Source organism: Desulfovibrio sp. 7SRBS1 (assembly GCF_049723905.1).
Classification (GTDB): Bacteria; Desulfobacterota; Desulfovibrionia; order Desulfovibrionales; family Desulfovibrionaceae.
The window spans coordinates 3,450,047-3,473,230 of record NZ_JBJKFD010000001.1; the positions used below are offsets into that span (position 1 = coordinate 3,450,047).

The 23,184-nt window shown below is 56.8% G+C and carries 17 protein-coding genes; 4 read left to right on the forward strand and 13 right to left on the reverse strand.

Going from position 1 to position 23,184, the window contains the following annotated elements:
* Positions 1 to 29: 29 nt before the first annotated feature.
* The 7 genes from ACI0FJ_RS15425 to allE all read right to left on the reverse strand — a co-directional run bounded on the left by ACI0FJ_RS15425 (position 30) and on the right by allE (position 11,678).
* The gene (locus ACI0FJ_RS15425; RefSeq protein ID WP_424304784.1) at positions 30 to 5,462 is read right to left on the reverse strand and encodes a PAS domain S-box protein; all 5,433 of its coding nucleotides are present in this window, start codon (positions 5,460 to 5,462) and stop codon (positions 30 to 32) included.
* Positions 5,463 to 5,715: 253 nt separating this feature from the next.
* Positions 5,716 to 6,825, reverse strand: a complete 1,110-nt coding sequence (locus tag ACI0FJ_RS15430) for a linear amide C-N hydrolase (protein WP_424304785.1) — start codon at positions 6,823 to 6,825, stop codon at positions 5,716 to 5,718.
* Between the two features lie 227 nt (positions 6,826 to 7,052).
* The gene (locus ACI0FJ_RS15435) at positions 7,053 to 7,703 is read right to left on the reverse strand and encodes a DsbA family oxidoreductase (protein WP_424304786.1); all 651 of its coding nucleotides are present in this window, start codon (positions 7,701 to 7,703) and stop codon (positions 7,053 to 7,055) included.
* Between the two features lie 253 nt (positions 7,704 to 7,956).
* Positions 7,957 to 9,411 (reverse strand): sodium/pantothenate symporter, encoded by a 1,455-nt coding sequence (gene panF / locus ACI0FJ_RS15440; protein WP_424304787.1) that lies wholly within the window; start codon positions 9,409 to 9,411, stop codon positions 7,957 to 7,959.
* Positions 9,408 to 9,725, reverse strand: coding sequence for a YhdT family protein (locus ACI0FJ_RS15445; protein WP_424304788.1), 318 nt, complete (start codon positions 9,723 to 9,725; stop codon positions 9,408 to 9,410). Before ACI0FJ_RS15445 ends, panF begins: the two co-directional genes overlap by 4 nt.
* Positions 9,726 to 10,261: 536 nt before the next feature.
* A complete protein-coding gene (locus ACI0FJ_RS15450; protein ID WP_424304789.1) occupies positions 10,262 to 10,615 on the reverse strand; it encodes a zinc ribbon domain-containing protein YjdM in 354 nt (117 codons plus the stop codon).
* Positions 10,616 to 10,898: 283 nt separating this feature from the next.
* On the reverse strand, positions 10,899 to 11,678 hold the full coding sequence (gene allE / locus ACI0FJ_RS15455; RefSeq protein WP_424304790.1) for a (S)-ureidoglycine aminohydrolase: 780 nt from the start codon (positions 11,676 to 11,678) through the stop codon (positions 10,899 to 10,901).
* Positions 11,679 to 12,296: 618 nt separating this feature from the next.
* Between allE and ACI0FJ_RS15460 the strand changes: the two genes are divergently transcribed.
* A complete protein-coding gene (locus tag ACI0FJ_RS15460; protein WP_424304791.1) occupies positions 12,297 to 13,556 on the forward strand; it encodes an MFS transporter in 1,260 nt (419 codons plus the stop codon).
* Positions 13,557 to 13,592: 36 nt separating this feature from the next.
* Here ACI0FJ_RS15460 and ACI0FJ_RS15465 read toward each other — a convergent pair whose 3' ends face one another.
* From ACI0FJ_RS15465 to ACI0FJ_RS15485, 5 genes are read right to left on the reverse strand one after another with little or no spacing between them, the layout of a single operon-like run.
* Positions 13,593 to 14,192, reverse strand: a complete 600-nt coding sequence (locus tag ACI0FJ_RS15465) for an ABC transporter ATP-binding protein (RefSeq protein WP_424304792.1) — start codon at positions 14,190 to 14,192, stop codon at positions 13,593 to 13,595.
* Positions 14,185 to 15,108, reverse strand: a complete 924-nt coding sequence (locus ACI0FJ_RS15470; RefSeq protein ID WP_424304793.1) for an ATP-binding cassette domain-containing protein — start codon at positions 15,106 to 15,108, stop codon at positions 14,185 to 14,187. Before ACI0FJ_RS15470 ends, ACI0FJ_RS15465 begins: the two co-directional genes overlap by 8 nt.
* Positions 15,109 to 15,121: 13 nt before the next feature.
* A complete protein-coding gene (locus ACI0FJ_RS15475; protein WP_424304794.1) occupies positions 15,122 to 15,949 on the reverse strand; it encodes an ABC transporter permease in 828 nt (275 codons plus the stop codon).
* Positions 15,946 to 17,025, reverse strand: a complete 1,080-nt coding sequence (locus tag ACI0FJ_RS15480) for an ABC transporter permease (RefSeq protein WP_424304795.1) — start codon at positions 17,023 to 17,025, stop codon at positions 15,946 to 15,948. Before ACI0FJ_RS15480 ends, ACI0FJ_RS15475 begins: the two co-directional genes overlap by 4 nt.
* On the reverse strand, positions 17,010 to 18,608 hold the full coding sequence (locus ACI0FJ_RS15485; RefSeq protein ID WP_424304796.1) for an ABC transporter substrate-binding protein: 1,599 nt from the start codon (positions 18,606 to 18,608) through the stop codon (positions 17,010 to 17,012). The genes ACI0FJ_RS15480 and ACI0FJ_RS15485 overlap by 16 nt, the downstream gene beginning before the upstream one ends.
* A gap of 329 nt (positions 18,609 to 18,937) precedes the next feature.
* Here ACI0FJ_RS15485 and ACI0FJ_RS15490 point away from each other — a divergent pair, with 329 nt between their 5' ends.
* The 3 genes from ACI0FJ_RS15490 to ACI0FJ_RS15500 are packed head-to-tail and all read left to right on the forward strand — an operon-like array spanning position 18,938 to position 21,266.
* Positions 18,938 to 20,185, forward strand: coding sequence for a glycosyltransferase (locus tag ACI0FJ_RS15490; protein ID WP_424304797.1), 1,248 nt, complete (start codon positions 18,938 to 18,940; stop codon positions 20,183 to 20,185).
* Positions 20,182 to 20,553 (forward strand): hypothetical protein, encoded by a 372-nt coding sequence (locus tag ACI0FJ_RS15495; protein WP_424304798.1) that lies wholly within the window; start codon positions 20,182 to 20,184, stop codon positions 20,551 to 20,553. Before ACI0FJ_RS15490 ends, ACI0FJ_RS15495 begins: the two co-directional genes overlap by 4 nt.
* Positions 20,550 to 21,266: a hypothetical protein gene (locus ACI0FJ_RS15500; protein ID WP_424304799.1), complete on the forward strand. Its 717-nt coding sequence runs from the start codon at positions 20,550 to 20,552 to the stop codon at positions 21,264 to 21,266. The genes ACI0FJ_RS15495 and ACI0FJ_RS15500 overlap by 4 nt, the downstream gene beginning before the upstream one ends.
* A 31-nt stretch (positions 21,267 to 21,297) precedes the next feature.
* Here the strand turns inward: ACI0FJ_RS15500 and ACI0FJ_RS15505 are convergent, their stop codons facing one another.
* Positions 21,298 to 23,145 carry a hypothetical protein gene (locus ACI0FJ_RS15505; protein ID WP_424304800.1) on the reverse strand — a complete coding sequence of 616 codons (1,848 nt, stop codon included), beginning with the start codon at positions 23,143 to 23,145 and terminating at the stop codon, positions 21,298 to 21,300.
* Positions 23,146 to 23,184: the final 39 nt, after the last annotated feature.

Below are 23,184 nucleotides of genomic sequence, written 5' to 3' on the forward strand. Positions count from 1 at the left end.
TCCCGAGCATGGAGGACACCAGGATTTTTTTATGGTTTGCTGTTCAAAAGGGCCACCACTTCCCGAAGTTGTTTGTGTGCCGCTTCAAATTCAAAGTTATGCGTCGCCCGCATGATGTCTTCTATCTGCGGGGCAATTCTTTTGCCGCGTGTCTGTTCCGCAATACTTTCAGCCAGCAGCAGCGCATCACCATCGTTATCTGCCAGCAATTCTTCCAGCCGTTTCAGGTTTTGCAGCAGGTCGTCCTCCGAGAAGGCCGTGTCGTTCTCTGTATCCTTTTCCTGCAGGGACTGTTCGGCAAAGTAGCTTTCTATGGCCTGTATTACCTGCTTCAGGTTTTCCGCCGCCTTTTCGAACAGAGGATCAACTTCATCTGTTACACCATTTTTCAGGGCATTCTCAAGCTCCCGCAAAGCGTTGAAAAGGGCGTCGGCCCCCATGTTCCCAGAAACGCCCTTCAGAGCGTGTGTTGCCTGGCGGGCTTCTTCCAGTCGGCCGTCCTCAATGGCTTCTTTGATAACGTCCACAATTTTAGCCTGGTTGGATGCGTATTGCTTCAGCAACCTTTCGTAGGTCTCCCGATTGCCCGCAACTCGGGCCATCCCCTGCTTTGTGTTGAGCCCGGGAATGGAGGGGAGCTTGTCTGTCGCGTCCATCTTGTCCGTATTTTCAAACTCTTCAGATTCCTGGTCCAGGGAGATGGTCGTATCGCCGTCTAAAAGGCAGCGAATGAGCGCCAGATAGAACTTCTTGGGCTCCACCGGCTTTGTGACATGGTCATTCATGCCGGATTCGAGACTTTTTTCCCTGTCTCCCTCCATGGCATGGGCGGTCATGGCCACGATGGGCAATTCTTCGGCCGAGAATTGTTTCCGTATGCTTCGGGTGGCTTCAAACCCGTTCATAACGGGCATTTGTACATCCATGACAACAAGATCGTAGGAACCGCTTTGCACTGCTTCCACTGCTTCAACACCGTTTTCCACAATGGTTACTTGCACCCCGACTGCCTCAAGAAGCTCTCGCGCCACTTCCTGGTTCAGCTCGTTGTCTTCCGCCACCAGGATCTGCTTTCCGTACAGAACGTCCACGCCGTATTTCATGGTCATGCCGAAGAGGCTTGAGTTCTTTTGATATACAGTGCCTTTCCCGAAAACCATGAGTATGACATTGAAAAGAGAGGACTGGGAAATTGGTTTGACAAGGTCGGGAGCCTTGTCTTGGTCCACCTGGGAAAACTGTCTGGGGAACGCCGTGATCGTAATTATTTTGAGGTTTGCAAACCGCTTGTCCTCATTCAACTGCGCCTTGATTTTGAAGCCTTCCACCCCAAGCAGATCAAGGCTGAGGAGGAGCAGGTTAAAGGGTTCATTTTCAAGCGCCTCAAGCAGCAGAGTGTGTGCCTGCTGCCATGTCTCGGCAAATGTTGTCGTAAATTCGTAGTGGGTGAATAAGTTGTCGTACACCGACCGGTAGAACTTGCTGTCATCCACAATCAATACGCGGGTTCCGCTCAGCGCGTTCATGGGGGCACGGAGGTAGCAACTCTTTGACTGGCACTTCAAGTCCAGCGTAAAGTAAAACGTGCTGCCTTTGCCCAGAGCACTGTCTATTTGGATCTCTCCCCCCATCATCTGCACCAGCTGCATGCAAATGCTCAGCCCCAGTCCGGTTCCTCCATATTTCCTGGTTGTGGACGTGTCGTTCTGCAGGAAGGGCTCGAACAATTCGCGTTGCTTTTCCGGGGCAATGCCAATGCCCGTATCCGAGATTGAGACCTTGAGAGTGGCAGACTCCTTTTCTGTTTCCAGATTTTCTATTTTGAGAACAACACTTCCTTTTTCCGTGAATTTGATGGCGTTGCCCACGAGGTTGGCCAGTACCTGGCCTATGCGCAGGGAATCGCCAATCAACATCCGGGGCACCTGGGCGCATACGTCAAAGATGAGCTCCAGCCCCTTCAGCTCCGCTCTGTCGTGTGTGATGGCGGCCAGATCGTGCAGTACATCGTCAAGGTCGAAGGGATACTCTTCCAGCTTCATCTTTCCGGCTTCGATCTTTGAAAAATCCAGAATGTCGTTGATGATGCCAAGCAGAGCCGTCGCTGCGGTCAATATCTTGTTGACCTGTTCCATTTGGCTGTGGGTAAGGTCGGAATCCAAAAGAATGTGGCTCATGCCGATAACGGCGTTCATGGGGGTGCGTATTTCGTGGCTCATGTTGGCCAGAAAATCGCTTTTGGCACGGGTGGCGGCTTCGGCCTGGTTCTTGGCCTGTTCCAGTTCCGAAGTTATGCGTTTTGTTTCTGTGATATCGCGGACAATGGCCACAAAACGAGCTGGCTCATTTTTGGGGTTGATGTACTGCAGGGATATGTCCACGGGGATAATTTTGCCGTCTTTGTGCCTGTGATATGTCTCAAAAGAGGTGCTCGCCCGTTCCCCCACCATGAGAACGGAAACTTTCTCTCTGAAGCTTTGCTCGTCAAATTCGGGTTTGATATCCACCGGCGTCATCTGCAAGAGCTCATCTTGTGAATATCCAATCTGCTGCATCGCTCCATTGTTGGCGTAGGTAAATCTCAGGCTTTCCGGATCGAAGATGAAGACGGCGTCGTGCGTATGGTCCAGGGTGAACTTGAAACGACTCAGCTCCTGGGTGGAAATTTTCCGCTCCGTGATATCGTTTTGTATGGCAATGACTTTTTCAACCTCTCCATCCTCATTCAAAATGGGCTGGATATCGAACTCGGCCCAGTATTTATGCTCGTTTTTCCCATAGCTAATGATTTCTTCGCTGACGCCAATCCCATTGCGCAAGGCATCATGGATTCTTTGCAGAGTTTCACTGTCCGTTTCCGGCCCCTGAAGAACGTCGGTGGGGTTTTTGCCAACCATTTCTTCCAGAGTGTACCCGGCTATTCTGGTAAAGCCTTCGTTGACCCATTCCACCCGTCCGGCTTTATCTGTAATGATGATTCCGTTTTGAGCCCGCTCTGCAACCATGGCCAGCTTTCGGACTTCAGCCTCCACTTTGGCGAGTTCCGTAATATCCCGGCCTTCGGCTATAAGGAAAAGAACATCTCCATTGGCCGCGACAATCGGTTTGAGCGAAAAGTCGAGATCAATCGCATTTTTTCCCGTTTCAGCCAGGCGAAGATTCATCCGCACAAGTTTGCCTGCCGATGCCGTCTTGACGGCCTCGCGGATTTTTTGGGGTATTCCGGGTGATGTATTCCACCGGGGATATTCCCATATGTAGCAGTCCCCGTCCTTGTTTTCGTCAACTCCAAACACATTGAGTGCATTTTGGTTGAATTTCAGGCTCCGGCCATCGGGATGAAGAATGACTATGGTCTGGAAGCTTTGCTCGAATATCCCCCGGAAAAGTTGTTCGCTTTCCGCTTGTTCCTTTTCGATGCGCTTCCGTTCCACCACATGCCCCAGCTGAAAGCTGACCTGCTCCGACATTTCAAGAAATTCATGTTTGGGAGCGGAGGGCGTTTCCGAATAAAATTCAAATATTGCCGGAATGGAATCCTTGGTGAGCACGGGGAAGCCGAATGCGCTTCGAATACTGATGTCTTTCATGCGCTTGGCACGAGGGTAGTTGTCGTCCTCCAGAATATTCTCTATCCAGTGAGCTTTTTGGGAGGAATATATGCGTCCAGGGAGTCCGATGCCCGGTTTAAATGTTGCTTCCTGGGTTACCTGGATGAATTCTTTGAACTTGCTCTCGTCGGAGACATGCCAAAGCTCAGAGGAGACAAGTTTGTCCTCTTCATCCGACCACAAGTAGATATGGCCGACCGGCCAACCCGTATATTGGGCGATCAGAGACAGGGTGATGCTCATGGCTTCTTTGGCCGATTTTGCCGTATTGGAAATGCTGGCTATGTCCATAAGCAGCTTCTGCAACCGTTCTTTTTTATCGATATCCCGGATGGCGTCTTCAAGTTCTCCAGTACGGGTCTTTACGCGCTCTTCAAGCTCTTCGTTCAGCTGAACAAGTGTCTGCTCGGCTATTTTTCTGTGTGTGATGTCGCGGACGACCCCCACCGCCCACCATGCCCCTTCCACCGACAGGGCGCTTATATTCAACTCTGCGGGAAAAAGACTGCCATCGCTCCGTAGGGCGTCCACTTCGCGCTTTTCCCCTATAATCGGGCCTTGTCCTGTATGGATGAATGTCTCAAGGCCGATCATCGCTTCATCCCGCAGCGCCTTGGGGGCAATGAAGTCGTGGATGTTCTTTCCCAGCACTTCATTTGCAGCAAATCCGAACATTTCTTCCGCGGCAGAGTTCCAGAATGCGGCATTTCCGTGTTGGTCGACCATGATGATGGCGTCGAGGACCGTTTGTGTAATGGAGCTGAGCTGACTTTCGTTTTTGCGTAATTGTTGTATGGCTCCTTTCCTGGCAACCCAGAGCCTGCTGATGATCCAGGAAACGAAAGCTGCAAGGGCAAGCCCGGCAAAAAGAGACCATGCCGCCGTATTCCACCAGTGGGGAACCAGGGTGTCGTCTGGCACCAGGGTGATGAGTTTCCAATGTTCCTCGGCTACAATGTCTTTTGTAACGGCATCATATTGTACGGCCAAAGAAGTGGAGTCTATTGTTGCAAAGGTAAACAGTCCCTCTTTGGTTTGGAATTGCCCGGAGTCTTCTCCGGCAATATTCTTCCATGCATCGGGAAAATCGATCTCCATGGAAGAGGAGACGTTGTCCTCGAACATGAAAAGCCATTCCAAATCGGGCGATGCCCCTTTAAGCCACTGCCCCTTGCTGTTGGTCAGGTAGATATCTGCATAGGTGGCAACATCCGCCTTGCTCAGCTCTTTCAGAATTTTTTGGCCCCTCACATTCAGAACCACGAATCCTTCCCATGTCCCGTTCGTTCCACGCACGGGGCTTACAATTCGCAACATCGGCTTGAATGGTGTTTCAACAGTGCCGTTTTCCACGTTGAGGTCGAATTGGGAAATGTAGATGGAGGGTTTTTCTTTCTGGGGGGTTATAAAATATTGCCGTTGGGATTTATTTTGAAGCATTGCCCGAGGCGTGGGGGTGGGCTTTCCCTGAGGGTTCCAGTTGATTCGGACCCTTTCATTGCCCGAGGTATCGATATAACGCACCTGGTCGTAAACTTGGTGGCTTTCGGCAAAGGTGGAGTACATTTTGTTCAAGGCAAGGTTGGCAGACGTCCCCTTGGGGGGGCTCGAGAGTTCAACTGCCGTAATACCTGCCAGGGAGGATGCATCTGCCATGTATGAAATAAGAGCGGACTCAAACAACCGTTTTTCAAACTTGACCGCCTCCCATTGCGTGAGGGCGATCTCTCGAAAAGAGGCATCTCGTTGCTGCAACGCCAATCCTACGCCGATGCTGGATATGAGAAGGGCCAGGGGGATGAAGATGGTGGCAAAAGATTTGAATTTTTCAATGCGTTCAGGCGATGTCATATCCACTCCGTAAAGCTCTGGCTTTGTATTGGGGGGAGAAAGGTCGCATAGTCTTTTCTATGAAGATGCTCCTCGTTACTTAAAGGCTACCATATTTCTCAGGCCAAGGTAATACGTTGGTTCAGCCAAGGACAAACTTTGTGGATTGGGGGCGGAAAAATCGGGAGTGCTGGCACTGGGGATATAAAAAAGGGGCTGCACGTTCGTGCAGCCCTTTTGATTTCGATGTCAGGCTAGAGGCGGAATGGCCGTATTATTTTCCGGCAGGCAGAAAGGCAAAGGGCTTGGCCGGTTGGCCGAGCTTGCCAGCATCACCGGCAAAGGCTTTGCCATGGACCTTCAGGACAGACCCTTCGGTCAGGTTGATCTTGCGTGTGGATGCCTTGGCGGAAAAGTCCAGTTCCTTCAAGGGAATCCAGAACAGATACGGGCTGCGCGGCGATTCAAAGTAGTAGACCTTGTTTTTCTGGTCCGAGACCACGCGCCACTGTGTGGAGCTGATATTGGGCTGCCCCGGTGTGCTGATGCCCAGGGGCACGGAGACATTGCGGATGACGCCAAAGGTGCTGGCCAGGGCTTCGTTGAGGTCGCTGGTTTGGGGGATGATCTTGATATAGAACGACGCCCTTACAAACCGGTCGCTTGCGCGATTGGTGCCGGGAAGCATGGTCGTTCCGCCGATGTTTTCCCAGTAAGCCGTGAGGGCCAGCTGCTGATCATAGGTCGGGGAGTTGGTCATCACCTGGTACTGGCGGCCATGGTGAACAACGAGGTGGCCGTCGATGTATTCGAAAATGGCGGAATCCCCGCTGGGGTCGGAAATTGCCAGGTGGGCTGTTCCGGCCTGTCCGTCGGGTGTTTGCGGTTCCACCAGATAAAATTTTTCTTTTTTCAGCGCGTTCACGGCTTCCGCAACCGTGCCGAAATTATCCAGCACATACTGCCCCCAGGCGGAAACGGACATGGCCTTTTTGCCCGGCACGGGTTTGCCGTAGTCTGATTCGGCCAGATAGAGAACATCAACCACCAGACCGGCCTCGTTCATGCCGTCAATGGTGGTCACATCCCATCCGCCCACGGTTACGCTGCCGTATTTCGAGGTCCAGGAGAAGGACTCGGCCCCGCCGCTGCTGTTCCGGGCTATGCCGCGCGGATAAATCCAGATGTTGGAGTGCTGGGAGCCTTTCCAATCGTTGGAACGCGAGGTGAGGACGATATTGTCGGGGCCAAGGTAGGTGGCCCGGCTGCAGGCGCGGGCAGGTGTGCAACACACCGTTGCGATAAGAACAAAGGCAAAAAGAGAGACCGATAGGGTGAGAGCTGTCATCCACATGGCAGGCATTTCCGTTTTTTTTGATTGCATCGGGATGATCCTTGTATCCACATCTGTTTTGAGGTTGCTCGGGGGATGAACGATTACGATGTTTGAGTGGGGTATTGCATTGTTCTATGGGTTCTATTGAAGGCCTTGTCGTTGTTGTCTCTTTTTAGATGTATTTTGAAATACTAGGCTTCTCTCCTCCGGGTTGCAAGGTGCCTATAGAGCACCCGGCAGCAATTGCATGGAGGGCGTCCCTTCTTTCTCCGTGGCTACTTGAGGGGACGCAGCCACGGGATGGCTGGATCGTCGGCCTGCGGTCCGTTTTGCAGCAGGTTGCGGAACGATTCTATGGGTTGGGCACCGGTGACTGCCCCGTATCCCTCAAAAATAAAGGTGGGCGCTGCCCGGACACGGGCTTTTTTTGCCATTTCCCGGATACGCTCCAGCTGGGGCAGGTAGGTGCCGTTGTCCAGTGCTGTATTCAGGGCGTCCAAGGTGGGAGCGTCGAATTGTGCTTCGGTCGCGATTTCCAGAATCACGTCCTGCTTGCCGATATCGCGGCAGTGGGTGAAATAGGCCTGGAACACGGCTTCGTGAAAAGCCTCGTACAGGCCGTGGGCTCTGGCGAATTCTCCGGCTTCCAACGATTGGCGCGAGTTGCACAACAGGCTTGGCACCCCGAAGTGAATTCCCATTGGTTCGCCGCGTCTGTTCAGCTGGGCAAAGAACTCCTCCGCCTCCAGCTCCGGGGCGAAGTCGGCCAGGAGCATACCTTGGGGCGGGATGTCCGGGTGCACTTCGTAGGGGAGCCATTCGGCCTGAAGGGGAAATTCTTGCTTCAGCTGATCGATGATGCCTTTGCCGATGTAGCAGAAGGGACAGGTGGAGTCGGAATAGATGGTCAGGTTGATCGTTTCCATGGCGTATCCTTGGGGCGTATCCTTATGGAGTGGCCTGCGTATTAGGGGATGTATTGGGGATGAACTGTTACGGGCATGGTGGATGAAATTTGCACTTGGCAGAGAGGGGCGTCAAGGCTTTCCCGGTTGTGGGCACGGTGCAACCTGCAAGGGATGGGGAGGGAGAGCGAACAAATGATGTGAGATGGCGGAAGCATTTCCGGGACGGGCGAAACGGCAGTACGCCCGTCCCAGGGCCACAGCGGGAAAGATCTTATCCTTTCACTTTCTGCACCCGTGCCAGCGACCCCACAACATACGTTCCGGCGCTTGCCAGAGTGGTGGGCACGATGGCGTGGATGCCGCCCATGTCCGGCTTGATGATGGACAGTGCAATGTACGTTCCCACGCCGCAGAGAATGGAGGCGACGGCGCCCGTGGCATTGCCCCGTTTCCAGTAGAGACCTATCACGATGGGGCAGAGGAAGGCCGCTTCCAGCCCCCCGAAAGCGAAGATATTGATCCAGACCAGCAGGTCGGGCGGCTGGATGGCCGCGAGGACGATGAGAAGCCCCATGCCCGCGGTGATGAAGAAGCTTGCCTTTTTCAGCCTGTTCACGGGCATTGCCGAGGCATCGCCGCGTAAGCGGAACTGGATGTACAAATCCTTGATGATGGCCGCCGAGATGAGCAGCAGCATGGAATCGACCGTGGACATGATGGCCGCCAGAGGCCCGGCAATGAATATGCCCGCCCATACCGGGGGCAGCAGCTCGACGATCATGGTCGGCATGGCCAGATCGCCTGCCGGAAGGTCTGGGAAAACAGCCCGGCCGAAAGCTCCGGCCAGGTGGACGCACAAAATCAGGAAGCCGATGAGCAGGGTGCCGATGATCATGGCCTGATGCATGGCCTTGGAGTCCCGGTAGCCCATGCACCGTTGCGCTGTTTGCGGCAGACCAAGTACACCGATGCCGACCAGAATCCAGAACGACAGGGTAAAGGGCTGGGCAACGGAGTTGTTCGGGCCGGTGGGGGAAATCAGGCCGGGGTCGATCCCTTTAAGCGTGTTCACGCATTGGGCCACTCCGCCGCCAGCCTTGATGACCGCCAGCAGCACCACGATGACGGCAGTGGTCATGACAAGGCCCTGGATGGCGTCCGTCATAACCACGGCGCGGAATCCGCCCACGGCCGTGTAGAGCACCACGCTGAAGCCGAACAGCACCAGCCCGACCACATACGGGTAGCCCGTAACGGTCTGGAAAAGGCGGGCCCCGCCGATGAACTGCGCCAGCATGGCGGCCATGAAAAAGACGATCAGCGCCAGGGAGCAGAGGATGACCACGGTATCGCTGTTGTACCGGGCGCGCAGGTAGTCCGTTATGGTTACGGACTGGGTTTCGCGGGCCACGATGGCAAACCGTTTGCCCAGAATGCCCAGGGTGAGAAAAACCGTGGGAACCTGGATCATGGCGAGCAGTACCCAGCTGAGGCCCAGCCGGTAGGCCACGCCCGGACCGCCCACAAAGCTGCTGGCACTGGCGTAGCTGGCTACAATGGTCATGGCCAGCACAAAGCCGCCCATGGACCTGCTGCCCAGGAAATATTCTTCGATGAATCCCTGCGAAGTGGCGTTCTCGGTGCGGCTGCGGGCCCACAGGGCAACGCCGATGGACGCCGCCAGGTACACGACCAGGGGGATGATGAGCTGGGTGGATGCGTTCATTCTGCGTGATCCTCACTCTGAGGCCCGCCGTCGTTACCGGCATCCTCCGCTTCTTCCGCATTCTCCGCTTCCAGCGGAATGTCCTTGAAAAGGAACCGGACGACCGCCCACAGCAGGATGGTGATGATGGGGTAGCCCACAATGCAGCTGTAGAAAAACCAGGCCGGGAACCCGAATACGTAGTCGTATTGCTCGGGATCGCCGCCGCCCACGCCGTACCCGAAGAAGTACCACCAGGCAAAATAAAGGGCATAGACGCCCAGGGCGAGCAGTGCTTCCTTGTCGGACTGTCGGAGTCGTTGATCCTGCGTCATGTGTTTTCCAATGATATGTGTTCCGGCAACCGGCTCGGTCTGCCCACGATTCTCTCCCCGGCGGTCTGAGAATTCGATTCGTCGTCCCTCGTTATTTTTGCGGCTCCCGGCACATGTTTTGGAGCGGTTTTTGCCCCGGCAGGGAGATTCCGTTTGCCAGCCCCATTTTCCTTCCGAATCTAGCATGACCTTGGTGCAAGGGAAAATGAATGCCGGTCCGGGGGGGATTACTGCCGGGGAGCGCGGTAAAGAGATCGAATAATTGCTTGGGGAGAACGTGTATATTCCTCGGGCGGCGGAACAGGGTTTGGGTCTTTGGTTTGTGTTGTTCGGGCCGGACTGTCGGACATGGTGCGAACAACCGGCAAGTGGCGGCCACTTTGCGTCGCAAAGGACACCAATCACTTCACTTTTGTCAAGGAGGGAGTTGTTTCGGAGGAGGTCTGACTTGCCTGGCTTCGCTGGATGAGGTGAGGGGGTAGGAAAGGGCGGACGCAGCCTGCTATAAAAACCGCTGCGCCGCCCTGAAATTCGGTTCAGCTTTTTTTCACAATGGACGACTTCAGCAGCATGGAGCCGAAGCCGGGGATTTTACAGTCAATGTCGTGCTCGCCGTCTGCGGGCTCGATCAGCCGGATGTTCTTGACCTTGGTTCCCTTCTTGAGAGGGGACGAGGCGCCTTTCACCTTCAGGTCCTTGATGATGACAACGGTATCCCCGTCGTTCAGGACGTTGCCGTTTGAATCCTTATAGACTCTTTCCTCAGCATTTCCGTCACCTGTTGCATCTTCGGGCTGGAACTCCAACCCGCACTCCGGGCAAACAAAAAGACTGCCGTCGTGGTACACATACTCGGAAGAGCACTGGGGACAATTGGGTATATTTTCCATTTTCAATCTCGTCTGTTGTCGGTTGTCGGGCCAGGGAAGGCATTGTTGCGATTTGGATGCTCCAAGAAACTCTGCCTGCGCTCTTCTTTGACTGCCGGATGAACGGTTGGCAGCCAAAAGAGAGTGCAGGCAGAGCATTGCTTTTATGGCGCGGCAAAGCACACGCTTCTGCATTATGAAAAATACGTGAAGCCGATTGTAAAAGCAAGTTGCGTTGCCGTGGCACTCTGGGAGCTCCAGGCATTTTCCGGATTTACTGGGCCCCAAAACGACAGCAGCCGGGCTATATGGCCTCGTCCCTGTGGCAGTCCTTAGAATAGATATATTCCATGCGTTCCAGGCCGGTGCCGTAGCAGGCCTGCTTGCAGAACGGGGCAATCCAGATGAAATCGCCGGATTCCACGGGCAGCCATTTTTCGTCCAGCAGGTACAGGCCCTGGCCCTGATAGATGTACATGCCGTGTTCCTGCACATGGGTTTCCACAAAGGGGTGGCAGCCTCCGGGCAGGAAGGCCAGAGTATGGAAGTTCATGTCAAAGGCCTCGTCCACGGGCAGCAGGTCGCGGACAAAGACGTTTTCCATTGCATCGTAAATTCTTTCCTCAATTGTGCGGATGGAGCCGCTGACCATCCAGGGGGTTTTCATCTGCGGGTCGGGATGATGCACAAAGCGCTGCTTGTAGAGCAGGATGGTGACCGGGGCGTCGCCCTTGGAGGCAAAGCCGATGCCCTTGCCCGGAGGGGAATAGATGTAGCCGCCCGCGGCCAGGGTTTCGGTGTGCCCGTCCACGGAGACTTTAAGAGATCCCTCGCCGTCCATGACGAAAAGAAAGGTCTCTATATCTTCGGCCTGTCCGTAGGGTGCGGTTGTCTTGCCCGTGGTGGAAACGGTGCCGACCATCTGCACAAAATTGGCGCCAAGCTTGGGTGAAGCCAGAATGGACAGGGTGCATCCCCGGATTCCCGGGACAATGTTGTTCACGCGGCCCTCGGTGGTGATGACGGCGTATTTGCCGGGCTCGTAAGAGGACCTGTTTTTCAGAAAGCCTTCGGGATAGGGCATGATAAACCTCGTGGCATGCGGCCTGCTTGAATTGCCGACAGGCAGAGGAGAGGTCGTTTCCCTCTGCCGATCAAGAAGAGAATTTCCTTGTGCGAGAACTTGCTTGCTGAATGTTTCCTGCCGGAGAATGGCCTTCTGTTCCATGGAGGGATCGGCCCTGGTGCAGACCGACATTCTCTGGCGCGGGACGTAAGATACGCAGCAATAGCCACGGCGTCGATGGCCTTGATGATGGCATTGATGATGGCATTTATAATGGGGTGGATGAGGCGGATGGGCCTTGGCCTACACAAAGAAACGCGTTTTGCGAGTTTCTCACGGAGACCGCATATCCGGGCTGAGATATCGGAAAAATTATGGTGATGTTGCAGCGTTGTTTCTTACGGCGCTCAACCGGACTGAAATAGGTGTTCCCATCCTTTGACCCGAGTCCTGGCTGTGCGGAACGCCCTCGGGATGCACTGTCTTTCAATTCTCCCCAATCCGATTTTTTGGCTGGATGGTCTGGGATACCACTTTGCCGGTTGGGTGACAGATGCTCCTGGTTGGCGTAACATTTGCCGTTCACCAGACAGAGCCAGAAAATTTTCGTCGCACGTTGCTGCAAAAGGATACCTGATGGCCGTTCTCTCAAAATCACGCGCCGTGTCTTTGGATAAAACCGGCAATGGATTGCTCAAGTTACAGCTCGCCGTGTTCGCCCTGGTCACGGCGTCGTTCACCAACATCTATCTTCCGCAGCCCGTGCTGCCCATTATTCAGGGGGAATTCGGCGTTGGTCCGGCCCAGGCCTCCATGACCGTATCCTTTGTCATTCTGGGCATTGTGCTTTCCAACCTGCTGTTCGGCTACCTTTCGGACCGCTACCCCATCCGGCCCATCATTGCGGTGGGCGGATTCATGGTGGCCTTGGGCGGCATCATTTCCGCCCTTACGCCCAACTTCAATTTTCTGGTCGGAGCCCGGCTTTTGCAGGGATTGTTCATCCCGGCACTGACCACCAGCCTTGCCGCCTGGCTTGCCAGAACCCTTCCTGCCAGACGGTTGAGCACGGTCATGGGCGCCTATGTCTCGGCCACCATCATGGGCGGTTTGGGCGGGCGGCTTTTGGGCGGCTGGATACACCCCCCCCTGCATTGGCGGTACGCCTTTTTTTCGGCTGCGGCCCTCATTGCCGTCACCACGATAATGGCCGTGGTGCTGCTGCCTCCTGCGCCGCGCCGCGAGGCAGGGGCTTTGCCGGATGGCGTCGTTCCCCCTCCAGACTCTTCCCCAGACACATCCACAGCCACACCCGACACCGAAACAGAGCATGGGTATCTTGCCCTGCTTAAAAGAAAGGAACTTCTCCTCATCTTTGGGTGCGGGGCAGGCAGCCTGCTGATATTTTCCCCGGTGTTCAACTACCTTCCGTACCGGCTGGCCGCTCCGCCATTCGGGTTTTCCACGGAAGTGATCACCATGGTCTATCTGGTCTATGTGCTGGGAATTTTCCTCGGTCCGGTGGCGGGGCAGTTCAGCGCCCGCTTCGGGGGCGGCGTCATGCTTATTGCCGGGAGCGTTCTTTTGGGCTGTTCCCTGGGCCTTTTGCTGCTGCCCTCGGTAACGGCGGTTCTGATAGGGCTGCTCGGCGTGTGCGGCGGGTTCTTTACAGTGCACGCCGTGGCCGTGGTGCTGCTCAACCGCAAGCTCAAGGCGGACCATGGCCGGGCCAACGCGCTGTACGTGTTGTGCTACTACACGGGCGGCTGGATAGGCATCAACGGAGCCGGACTGTGTCTCGAATATCTGGGCTGGCACGGGGTGATCGGTTTTGTGGGCTGCTTTCTCGTCATTCCCCTGGCCGCGGGAATTCTGGAGCGGCGGGGCGGGAACTGATGTTTCTCCCGTAGGAGCAGACGGCAGGCGGGGAGTTCAAACAAAGGCTTCCACTTTTCTCTGGCAGATTCTGTCCAGCAGTGTGGCATCGTGGCTTATGACCAGCAGCCCGATGTGTCTGTCGTCCGCGATTTCCAGCACGGTTTTCCAAATGGATGCCTGGGTGAGCGCATCGAGCATGGAGGTCATCTCGTCGCAGAGCAGGTAGCGGGTGCGCCCGTTCAGAGCGCGGGTCAGACAGATGCGTTGCAGCTCTCCGCCGGAGAGTTCGTGCGGATATCTTTTCAGCCAGGAGTCGTCTATCTGCAACTGTTTAAGCAGGTCTATGGACGGCGTCCCGGTCTCACACAGAATGTCCCCGATTTTCCAGCGAGGGTTCACGGCCAGTTCCGGATGCTGAAAAAGGATCTGCACCGGGTTGAACACACCCTGGGTGTGTTGTCTGCCGTCCACCGCCACACTGCCTTGGACGGGCCTCAGGTAGCCTGCCAGAACCTTTGCCAGGGTGGATTTTCCCCGTCCGCTCGGGCCGGGCAGGCCGACCCGTTCACCCGGAGCCACGGTGATGTCCAGGTGGCGAAAGAGCCAGTCGCCGTTGCCGCTGTAGCGGAATGCGAGATCGTTTCCCTCAAGCACGCCAGCACCGCACCTTTCCGCCGTTGATCGGGGCAAGCTCGGGCAGGCTTCGGCAGCATTCGTCCGTGCACTGGGAGCATTGCGGACTGTAAGGGCAGCCGCCGTTCTTCGCTTTTTCCATGGGGCCGTTTATCACCTTGGTGAACTGATTGCAGGGCAGGGACTGCCAAAGCTTCTTTGTGTAAGGGTGGCGCAAGGTGTCGGAACCGTTGAAGTCACTGGCATCGGCCTCCTCTATGGTCACCCCTCCGCAGAATACGGAGACCTTGTCCGCCACACCAAGGGCCAGTTCGATGTCGTGCGTTATCAGCACCACGGTCTTGCCCGTATCTGCCAGTTCCCGCAGATGTTTCAACGTTTCCCGTGCGGTTTCCTTGTCCAGCCCGTTGGTGGGCTCGTCGGCAATGAGCAGATCTGCCGAGCCGATGGTGGCGGTTGCCGTAAGCACCCGTCGGGCCATGCCGCCGGAAAGCTGAAAAGGAAACCAGCCATAGTAGCGGCTGGACAGGCCGTAACGTTCCAGGGCTTCACGCGAGGTCTTCCGGGCTTCTTTGGGGGAGAGGCCGCTCAACCGGCCTGCTCTTGCTATTTGTGTTCCCACATGGAGCAACGGATTCAGAAAGGCCACGGATTGGGGAATAAGGGCTATCTCCCGTCCTCTGAGCTGTTTGGCAAGTTTGGGAGTAAGTCTGGACTTTTTAAAGAAAATGTCTCCGGACACGGACGAGTTTTTGGGCAATATGCCCAGAACGGCGTGTGCCAGAAGGCTTTTGCCCGCACCGGACTGGCCTACGATGGCGATGATCTGCCCGGCTTGGGCGTTCAGGTCCAGGCTGCGTATGGCGGAAACCGTGTTTCGTTTCAATCCTTTTGCATAGCTGCTGAAACTCACGGAAAGATTTTTTATTTCAAGCATGGGTGTTTCCTCATCATTCCCTGCAAGTGCGCGGGTCCAGCAGGGCCCGGACATTGGCTCCAAGGGTATCGAAGGCCTTGACCGTAATAACCAGGGCTATACCCGGCGCCACGGCCAGCCACCACAACCCCATGGAAAGGTAGCGCATGGATTCGGCCAGGAGCACGCCGACCGCCGGAGTGTGGGGCGACATGCCAAAGCCAAGAAAGGTAAGGGCCGCCGCATGCAGGATGGCGTGCGGAAAGAGCAGCAAAAGCCCCACCATGAACTGGGGCACCACGTGCGGCAGCATGTGTTTCCGCGCGATGTACAGTTTCCCTTTGCCGAACTGCCGGGAGAGCTGAACGTATTCCGAGGATTGCAACTGCATCACTTCCGCACGGATAACGCGCGTCAGGGATGGCCAGTGTGAGGCGGCAACGGCAATGATAACGCCTTTTTCCCCACCGCCGCAGGCAAAGGAAATGAGGATGAGCAGGACCAGGTGAGGGGTCGCCATGGCCACATCCACAAGCCATGTCACCACGGCATCCACGGATTTGCCCATGGTGGCGGCTGCAATACCCATGATAAGGGCGATTATGGACGAGCAGGCGGCTGCCGAAATTCCCACATACAGGCTTATGCGCAGCCCTTTCAGGGTTCTGGCCAGCATGTCGCGCCCCAACCAGTCCGTACCGAAGGGATGTGCCAGGCTGGGGGACAGCTTGCGCAGCGTCAGGTGGGTGACTTCGCCCTGGTGGCCGTAAAGCCACGCCCCCAGGAAAACCGCACCAAAAAGCAGAAGGCAGCCCGTAATGGTAAGGAGGGTTTTCGATCGTCTGTCGTACACGTCGATCATGTTCCCGACCTCCCGCCAGCCGCGCCTTTGCGCATGCGCGGGTCCACCAGCATGTAGATGAGGTCTGCCGTGGTATTGCCTACAAAGACGAACACCGTGCTGAACAGGACGATGCCGAGCAGCAGGGGGATGTCCCCCCGGTATCCGGCTTCCACCGTGGTTTTTCCCAGTCCGGGGTAGGCAAAGACCTGCTCCGCCAGAACCGCGCCGCCGAACAGTTCCCCCAGGGAGGCGAACTGCAGGGTTACCGCAGGCAGGGCCACGTTGCGCAGCGCCCTGTGAAAGGCGATGCCCAGGCGCGATTCGCCTTGTGCAAAGGCAAACATGGCGTATTCGCTGTGCATGGCGTCTATCATTTTTTCGCGTGTGTGCAACGTTATTTGCGCCACGCCGATGAGTGAGAGGGTGATGGCGGGCAGGATGAGGTGGTGCAGCCTTTCAAGCAGGCCGACCTGCTCGGGTTCCATGCCGATGGGCCAGGCGCAGCAGACCGGGGTCCAGCCCAGGTGGATGGAAAAGACCGTGAGGAGAACCATGCCCACCCAGAAAGTGGGGGTGGAGGCCATGGTGTAGGCGTAGACGCTTATACATCGGTCCACAAGGCTCGACTCGTAGGCTCCGGCAAAAATTCCCAGCAGAAAACCCAGCACGCCGGAAAGCGTCCAGGCGAGAAACATCAGCCAAAAAGAGGTCACAAACCGTTTGCCGATGACCGAAAGCACAGGCTCGTTGAAAATTGTTGAAACGCCGAAGTCGCCTTCCAGGAGGTTTCCGGCCCACTTGCCGAACCGCTCCAGAGGCGGTTGATCCAGCCCCCAACGTTGGGCAATGATTGCGCGCTGCTGGGGGGAAACCTTGAGGATGGACGGGCCGAGGTAGGCGTCTATGGGGTCTACCGGGGAAAAGCTTAACAGCACGAAGGACAGGGTTGCCACGGAAGCCAGCAGCAATATCAGCCTGGCGCCTTTTCTTCCGAGGAATCCCAGGAGCATGCGGACCATTGGAAATATGGAACGCGACCGGGGATTGGGACAATCCCCGGTCGCTTCGTTGCAGACGCTTACTTGCAAGTCCATTTCCATTCATTGATGTTGGAAGTGATGGGCCAGCCGTGTCCGTGGGGCTCCATCTGCGACTTGCCGACATCCAGGCATTTGTTCACAAAATAGGTGTGGTCCAGGTTGACCATCCAGGCCCAGGCAGCGTCGCCGGGAAGGTCGAATCCGGTTTTTCCGTCCCATTGGGCCTTTTTCCAATAGGGGATGGAGTCTTTAAAGGAAGCGGCGGCCCGGGCTTCGTCCAGGTATTTGTCCACCGTGGGGTTGGAATAGAATCCGGCGTTCCAGTACATGGGCTCGGGGCCGGGGGTGTGGTACAGCTTGTACATTTCCAGGGGGCTGTGGTCGCCGAAACCGTAGACCACCACGTCGGAGTGGGTCAGCTGGTTTTTGATGCGGTCCCAGCTTTCGCCTTGGGGAATCACGTTTATGCCCACGGGGCGCAGCATGTCCGCCACGGCCAGGGCCAGCCCTTGGCGCAGCGAGTCCTTGGCATTGTAGACCACCACGAATTCAGCCTTTTGGCCGTTCTTTTCGCGGATGCCGTCACCGTCCGTATCCACCCAGCCCGCAGCTTTCAGGATGGCCTTGGCTTTTTCCGGATCGTTGTCCTTGAACCGGACGTCGGGATTATCCCAGGGCAGGTCGTCCACCACACCGTAGGCGGGGCGTCCGAAGCCGTCGAGCACGCCGGCAACTAGGGCCTGCCTGTCAATGGCGTAGTTGACGGCCTTGCGGATGGCGATGTCGCAGGTGACGTTATTGCCCACGGGAGCGCCCTTGGGCGTGGTTTTGCCTGCATCGGCCACCATGGGGAACATGAGGCCGCGGTTATCCACGCTCTTTACAACGTGCAGCTTCATGCCGGTGATGTTTTGTGTCGCCAGGCTGGAGGGCACGCCCAGAACATCCACCTCACCGGCCTTTGCCGCTGCCAGGGCGGCGTCTTCCTCGGAAAAGAGAAAGACCATCTTTTTTATTTCCGGCTTCTGGCCGTAGTACAGGTCGTTGGCCTCCACCACCATCTGCTGGCCTTCGTCCCAGCGCACCAGCTTGAACGGGCCGGAACCGATGGGATTTCTGCCGTAATTGGGGGTGTAGAGCTTTTGCGGAACAATACCCAGGGTGAGGATGTGCTGAATAAAGGTGATGTCGGGCTGGCTGAGTGTGAGCCGGACAGTGGTGTCATCCAGGGCTTCGGCCTTGGCAAGGGGGGAAAGGTCTATCTTGCCGCCCGCTTCGAGCCCCTTGTTGAAGGTGAAGGCCACGTCTTTGGCTGTAAGGGGGCTTCCGTCGGAAAATTTGACGTTGTTTCGGATTTTCAGGGTCCAGACTTTGCGGTCCTTGGAGAGTTCCCATTGGGTGGCAAGGTCGGGGACGATGTTCAGGTCGGCATCTCTTTTGAGAAGGGTGCTCTGGAAAAGCGGATTTCCGTAGCTTCCCCAGCCCAGCAGCGGGTCGTAGCCTTCCGCATTTTCGCCGCCCACGGCGAGGACAAGCGTATCCTTATTGGCAAAGGCCGGGCTGGTGCCAAAGGCCATGAGCAGCAGGGCGATAGACGCAAGAACAATTCGGTGTGAATACCGACCGAAAATTATCATAATCCCTCCGTGCATGATTTTATGATAAGGTTTATGAAAGTGTTACGAATGTCAAGAATGTATAATGCCAAGGAACAATTATTAAAAATAGTTGTTTTAGGGAGTGAAGCGGACGGCAAGCGTATTGGGTAAAGAGGAGAGAATTGTTTTAAATGACGAGAGAAAATCTCAATGATGAGAGAAAAAATAAGGGCACGGCGTGAGGAACATTCAAGACCGGCATGTTAGAGGATACGCAAGGGGGTGAGTGCTTCAAAGCAACAAAGGTCTTGTGCCTGGAGCCACAGCCCGAGGCTTAACAGCCCTTTGCCAACCTGCTAGAAACAACCATGCGCGTTTGTCATCTGGTCAACGATTTTCTGCCATTCACCCATGCCGGGACCGAGCACTATCTGGCCGAGCTGGTAAGGGGGCTGGAGGGCTTCGGCGTTTCGTCGCGGATTCTGCACCTTGCCCCGCCTGCTGCACAGGTGGCGGATTACGCCGTGGTGCCGGGGCAATATACCGACGTTCCCACCTTTATGGTTGGTGTGCCGCCGCAGGATCGCGACCTGCTGGAAAACCCGACAGCATCGTCCGCCATTTGGGACTGGCTGGTCCAAAACAGGCCCAACGTGTTGCACATCCACAGCCTCATCGGTTTTTCCGCCTCGCTTCTGCGCGCACTGCCGTCCGATCTGCCCGTGGTTATGACCTTTCACGACTTCTGGTTTCTGTGCGCCAATGCCATCTGCATCCAGTCAGACGGAACGCCGTGTTCCGGCCCGGAAAGCGAGGACAAGTGCGCCCGGTGCGTGGCCTTGGACAGCCGGAATCGATTCCATCAGGTCGGTGGCCCCATTGAACCGCTGGAATACGTGCGCACCCGCAACCGGCTGCACCGCGAGGCCCTTTCCCGCCTGAACCTCGCCATCAGCCCGTCCCATTTCAGCCGCCGCATGTACAAGCAGTACGATTTTTCCCCGCCCGACCTGATTCGTACGCCTTTGGGCATGGTGCCGGTGCGGACCGAAGCGGCAACTCCTCCCGCGTTGCCCGGGCCGCCATTGCGCTTCGTCTATATGGGGGGAATCTGCTGGTTCAAGGGGCTGGATTTGGCAGTGCAGGCCTTTGCGGCCCTGCAACCGGACAATGCCCGGCTGGATATTTACGGGGTTGCCTCCAACCCGGACTATTTGGAACAGGTCCTGGCCATGGCCCGCGATATTCCGTCCATCCGCTACCATGGTGGCTACGCCAAGGAAGACCTGCCCCGCATTCTTTCCGGGGCGCATGCGGTTATTTTGCCCTCGCGCATGGAAACCTATTCCTTTGTGGGGCGTGAGGCCCTTTCCGCCAGGGTGCCGGTGATTGCCGCGGATTGCGGGGCGCTGCCCGAACTGGTGCGCGACGGCAGGAACGGCCTGCTGTTCCGGGCCGGAGATGCCGCCGACCTTGGCCGCGCACTGCTGGGGATGTTACGCGATCCTTCTCTGGCAGCGCGGCTAGCCCAGGGCATCGGCCCGGTGGTCTCCATTACCGAAGACGCGCGCAGGCTGGCCGCCCACTATGCGAAACTGGCCGGGGGGCAGCCATGACCCAAAGCACGAACCAGGACGCCATGCATACTTCGGAAGCGGACGACGCCTCCACCATAGGCGCGCAAACGGAACTGCCGTTTCTCAGCCCCCGCGAACAATTGCAGAAAAAATGGCCCAGGCCGCGCATCATTGCGGCGGTCCGGCTGGCAGCGCTCTGCCTTCTTTTTGCCTTCACCGTGCTGACTTTTGTGGAATACCCTTCGGATGCGTTTACCGTCCCGGCGGGGTGGGCCTTGGGCATTTCCATGCTCACGCACATCATCCGTCCGCACCATGGCCGCAGGTTTGAAGACATCATCCCGGCCATTCTGGCCCCTGCCGGTACCATCATGGCGGGCGTTATTGTGGGGAGTTTCATCGCATGACACGGGGCCTGACGCAGCAGGAACCGTCATCATCAGGCATGCCGGACGACCAGCTGTACGTTGAGGCCGTGCAGGGGGACGTTTCCGCATGGAACCGCCTGGGCGTGCAGGCCGAGAGTGCGGGAGATTTCGTGCGGGCCACGGCCATGTATTACGGCGGCCTCATGCTGTTCAAGGAAAAGGAATGGGAAGACGACCCTGTAAGCGAACAGCAGGCCCGCAACAGGGCCGTGCAGACCGTGAACTGCCGCCGGGCCATGGCCAGCGTTGTGGTGGAGGATCATCCAGCCCTGGAAGCGGCGATCAATCAGGTGGAGGCCGATCTGGCCGGGACCGCGGAAGGCTGTGGCTTTGACGAGCCGTTTGCCAGCGGGCTGCGGCAGGCCGCACGCCACAAGGCTTTTTTTCTGGGCCAGCTGCACGGCTACGCCCCGTTTCTTTCGCTGATTCTGGTGAGCTTTCTTGTACAGTTTCTGCCGTCGTTTGCCCTGCATTGTCCACGCGCCATGCAAAGCCTGGGGCCGGGCATGGCGTTTTTTCGTGGGTTGGATAACATCGGCTTTTGTTTCTTTGCCGCCTTGCTTTTGATCTTTCTGCCCGCCATGAGCAAACGCTGGGTTTTCCTCAAGTACGCCGGGTGGATCGTTGCCTATTTTGTTGTGGGAGGGATGGGCATGTCTGCGGGCGAACTGCTGGCCGTCCTGGCCCGGTAGGAGGGGGAGAGGAGCGTTATGCCACCGGCATTCAGCCGCCGATGGATGTTGCCACCATATGGGCAAGCAACGCGTTGCCGCCAATGAAGACGACCACTGATCCCAGAAAGAATCCGATTTTTCCCCGGAGCGTGTCGGCGTCCTGCGCCGCGTCCCGGAGCAGACAGAGAAGGGGCATCATGGTGAGGATGGCGACAATGCCCATGGGGACCAGAAAAACGCTCTGCCGTACGGCGGGAAAAAGCAGCGGAAGAATGCCCAGGCAGAAGAGGGAATAGAACAGCACCAGCCCCTTGAGATAGAACTTCCTGAAGTTCCACCAGAAAGGACGGCTGCGGCGCAGCACGGTGCGGAGAAAATGGGGCTGCGCCAGCGGTGCGTTGAGGTCCGTGGCAAAGGCCAGTTTGCCGTCCTGGTCAAAGACCTGAAAGACCTCGGAAATGTCCGGGAAGTTTTGGGGATCAATTTTGTTTGAAGCGTTGCCGGGCAGTCCGGCCCTGTGCATGGCCTCCACAATTGCCGGTTGCAACGAATGGAATGTCTTGATGCGGTAGCGTGAATGGTCGTAGGGATCGTATCCGGCAAGCAGAAAACCGTCTCGCGGAGCCATGGACAGGCTGGACTTGTCGTTCCTTCTTTTTTCAAATTCATCGTCCAGCATGGTGAAAACCGGGGTGAAGCTGCTCCAAAAGTCGAGATAGCGGCCCAGAGGCACCACCGGAGTGGTCATCCGGTGCTCCTTGCTCATGGGCTCCATCCGCAGTCCCAGTCTGGCGGGACTGGTGGCGTCGGTTCTATACGATACGCGGTGGTACGCCACCTCTCCGTTGTCCATGGCGGTCAGGGCGATTTGCCGGCCAAAGGTATCCAGCGGTCCTTTGTGGATGACCTCCAGGGAGAGGTATTTTCCCACAAGCTCGGGCAGTTCTTTTTTCTTTTCTCCATCCTCACATTCAATACACCCTATCTGCTGCAGTTCCGTACGGTCGTGCAATGTGGCGTGCAGAAACGGTTGGCTCCGTTCCGGTACGGGGCCGAACATGAGAGTCAGCTCGTGCTGCCTGTCGTTGACGTGGGTCGGGTTCCGGGACAGGGTATTGGTCTCTTCATCATACACAATGTCCATGCAATACAGGTCCAGGCACAGGGCGTTGCCCAGAAAATAGGCGGCCTTTATCTGGGGTTGGCTGTGCAGGATGTTCTGAATCTTGCGGTTGTCCACCTGGCAGCCCGGAGCCACGGACCAGCCGCAGCGCAGGGAATAGACATGAGGCATGGCTTCCACCAGCGGGCGGAGCACCGTGTATGTTGCCTTGTTCAGCCCCGCGATAAAGCAGGTTGCGCCGGAGCCCTCAAACGTCCGGACCTCGAAGCTCCGGCCTTGGTACATGTAAAATTGGGAATCGGTCTGGGCAATGGGAGCGTAGGCCGTTATGCCGACCTGTTCGAGCCGTTCCTGGAATTGTTCCATGAAATCATCGGTCAGGAAGTCGAAAACCAGGCCATAGCGGGCGGATTGCCGGGTGGCGTCCCAATACATGCCCACTGCCGCCAGGTAGGTGAGGAGTGCGGCGTACAATGTGGAAACCGTGGCCCCTTCCCAGCCCATGCCCATGAGAACAAGGCCCAGAAGGGCGGTTCCGGCGCCCCGGATGGTGGTCCGCATTCCGTACAGACGGCCCAGCACGAGAGAGGGCAGGGCGTGGGCAACAAGGGTAAGTCCACCGCCCACAAGCGCCACACCGCTGCACCAGGACGGCACGTCCGGTGAACGCAGGGCAATGCCGAACAGGAGCCAGAAGGCAAACCCGCCCAGGGCGACGGGCGTTATCTGCCCCAGGTGGCGGCGGGCGGCGTAGGAAACGGCAATGAGATTCATGTGGCTCCGGGTGGTGGGGTGCCTGTGCCCGGTGCGGAC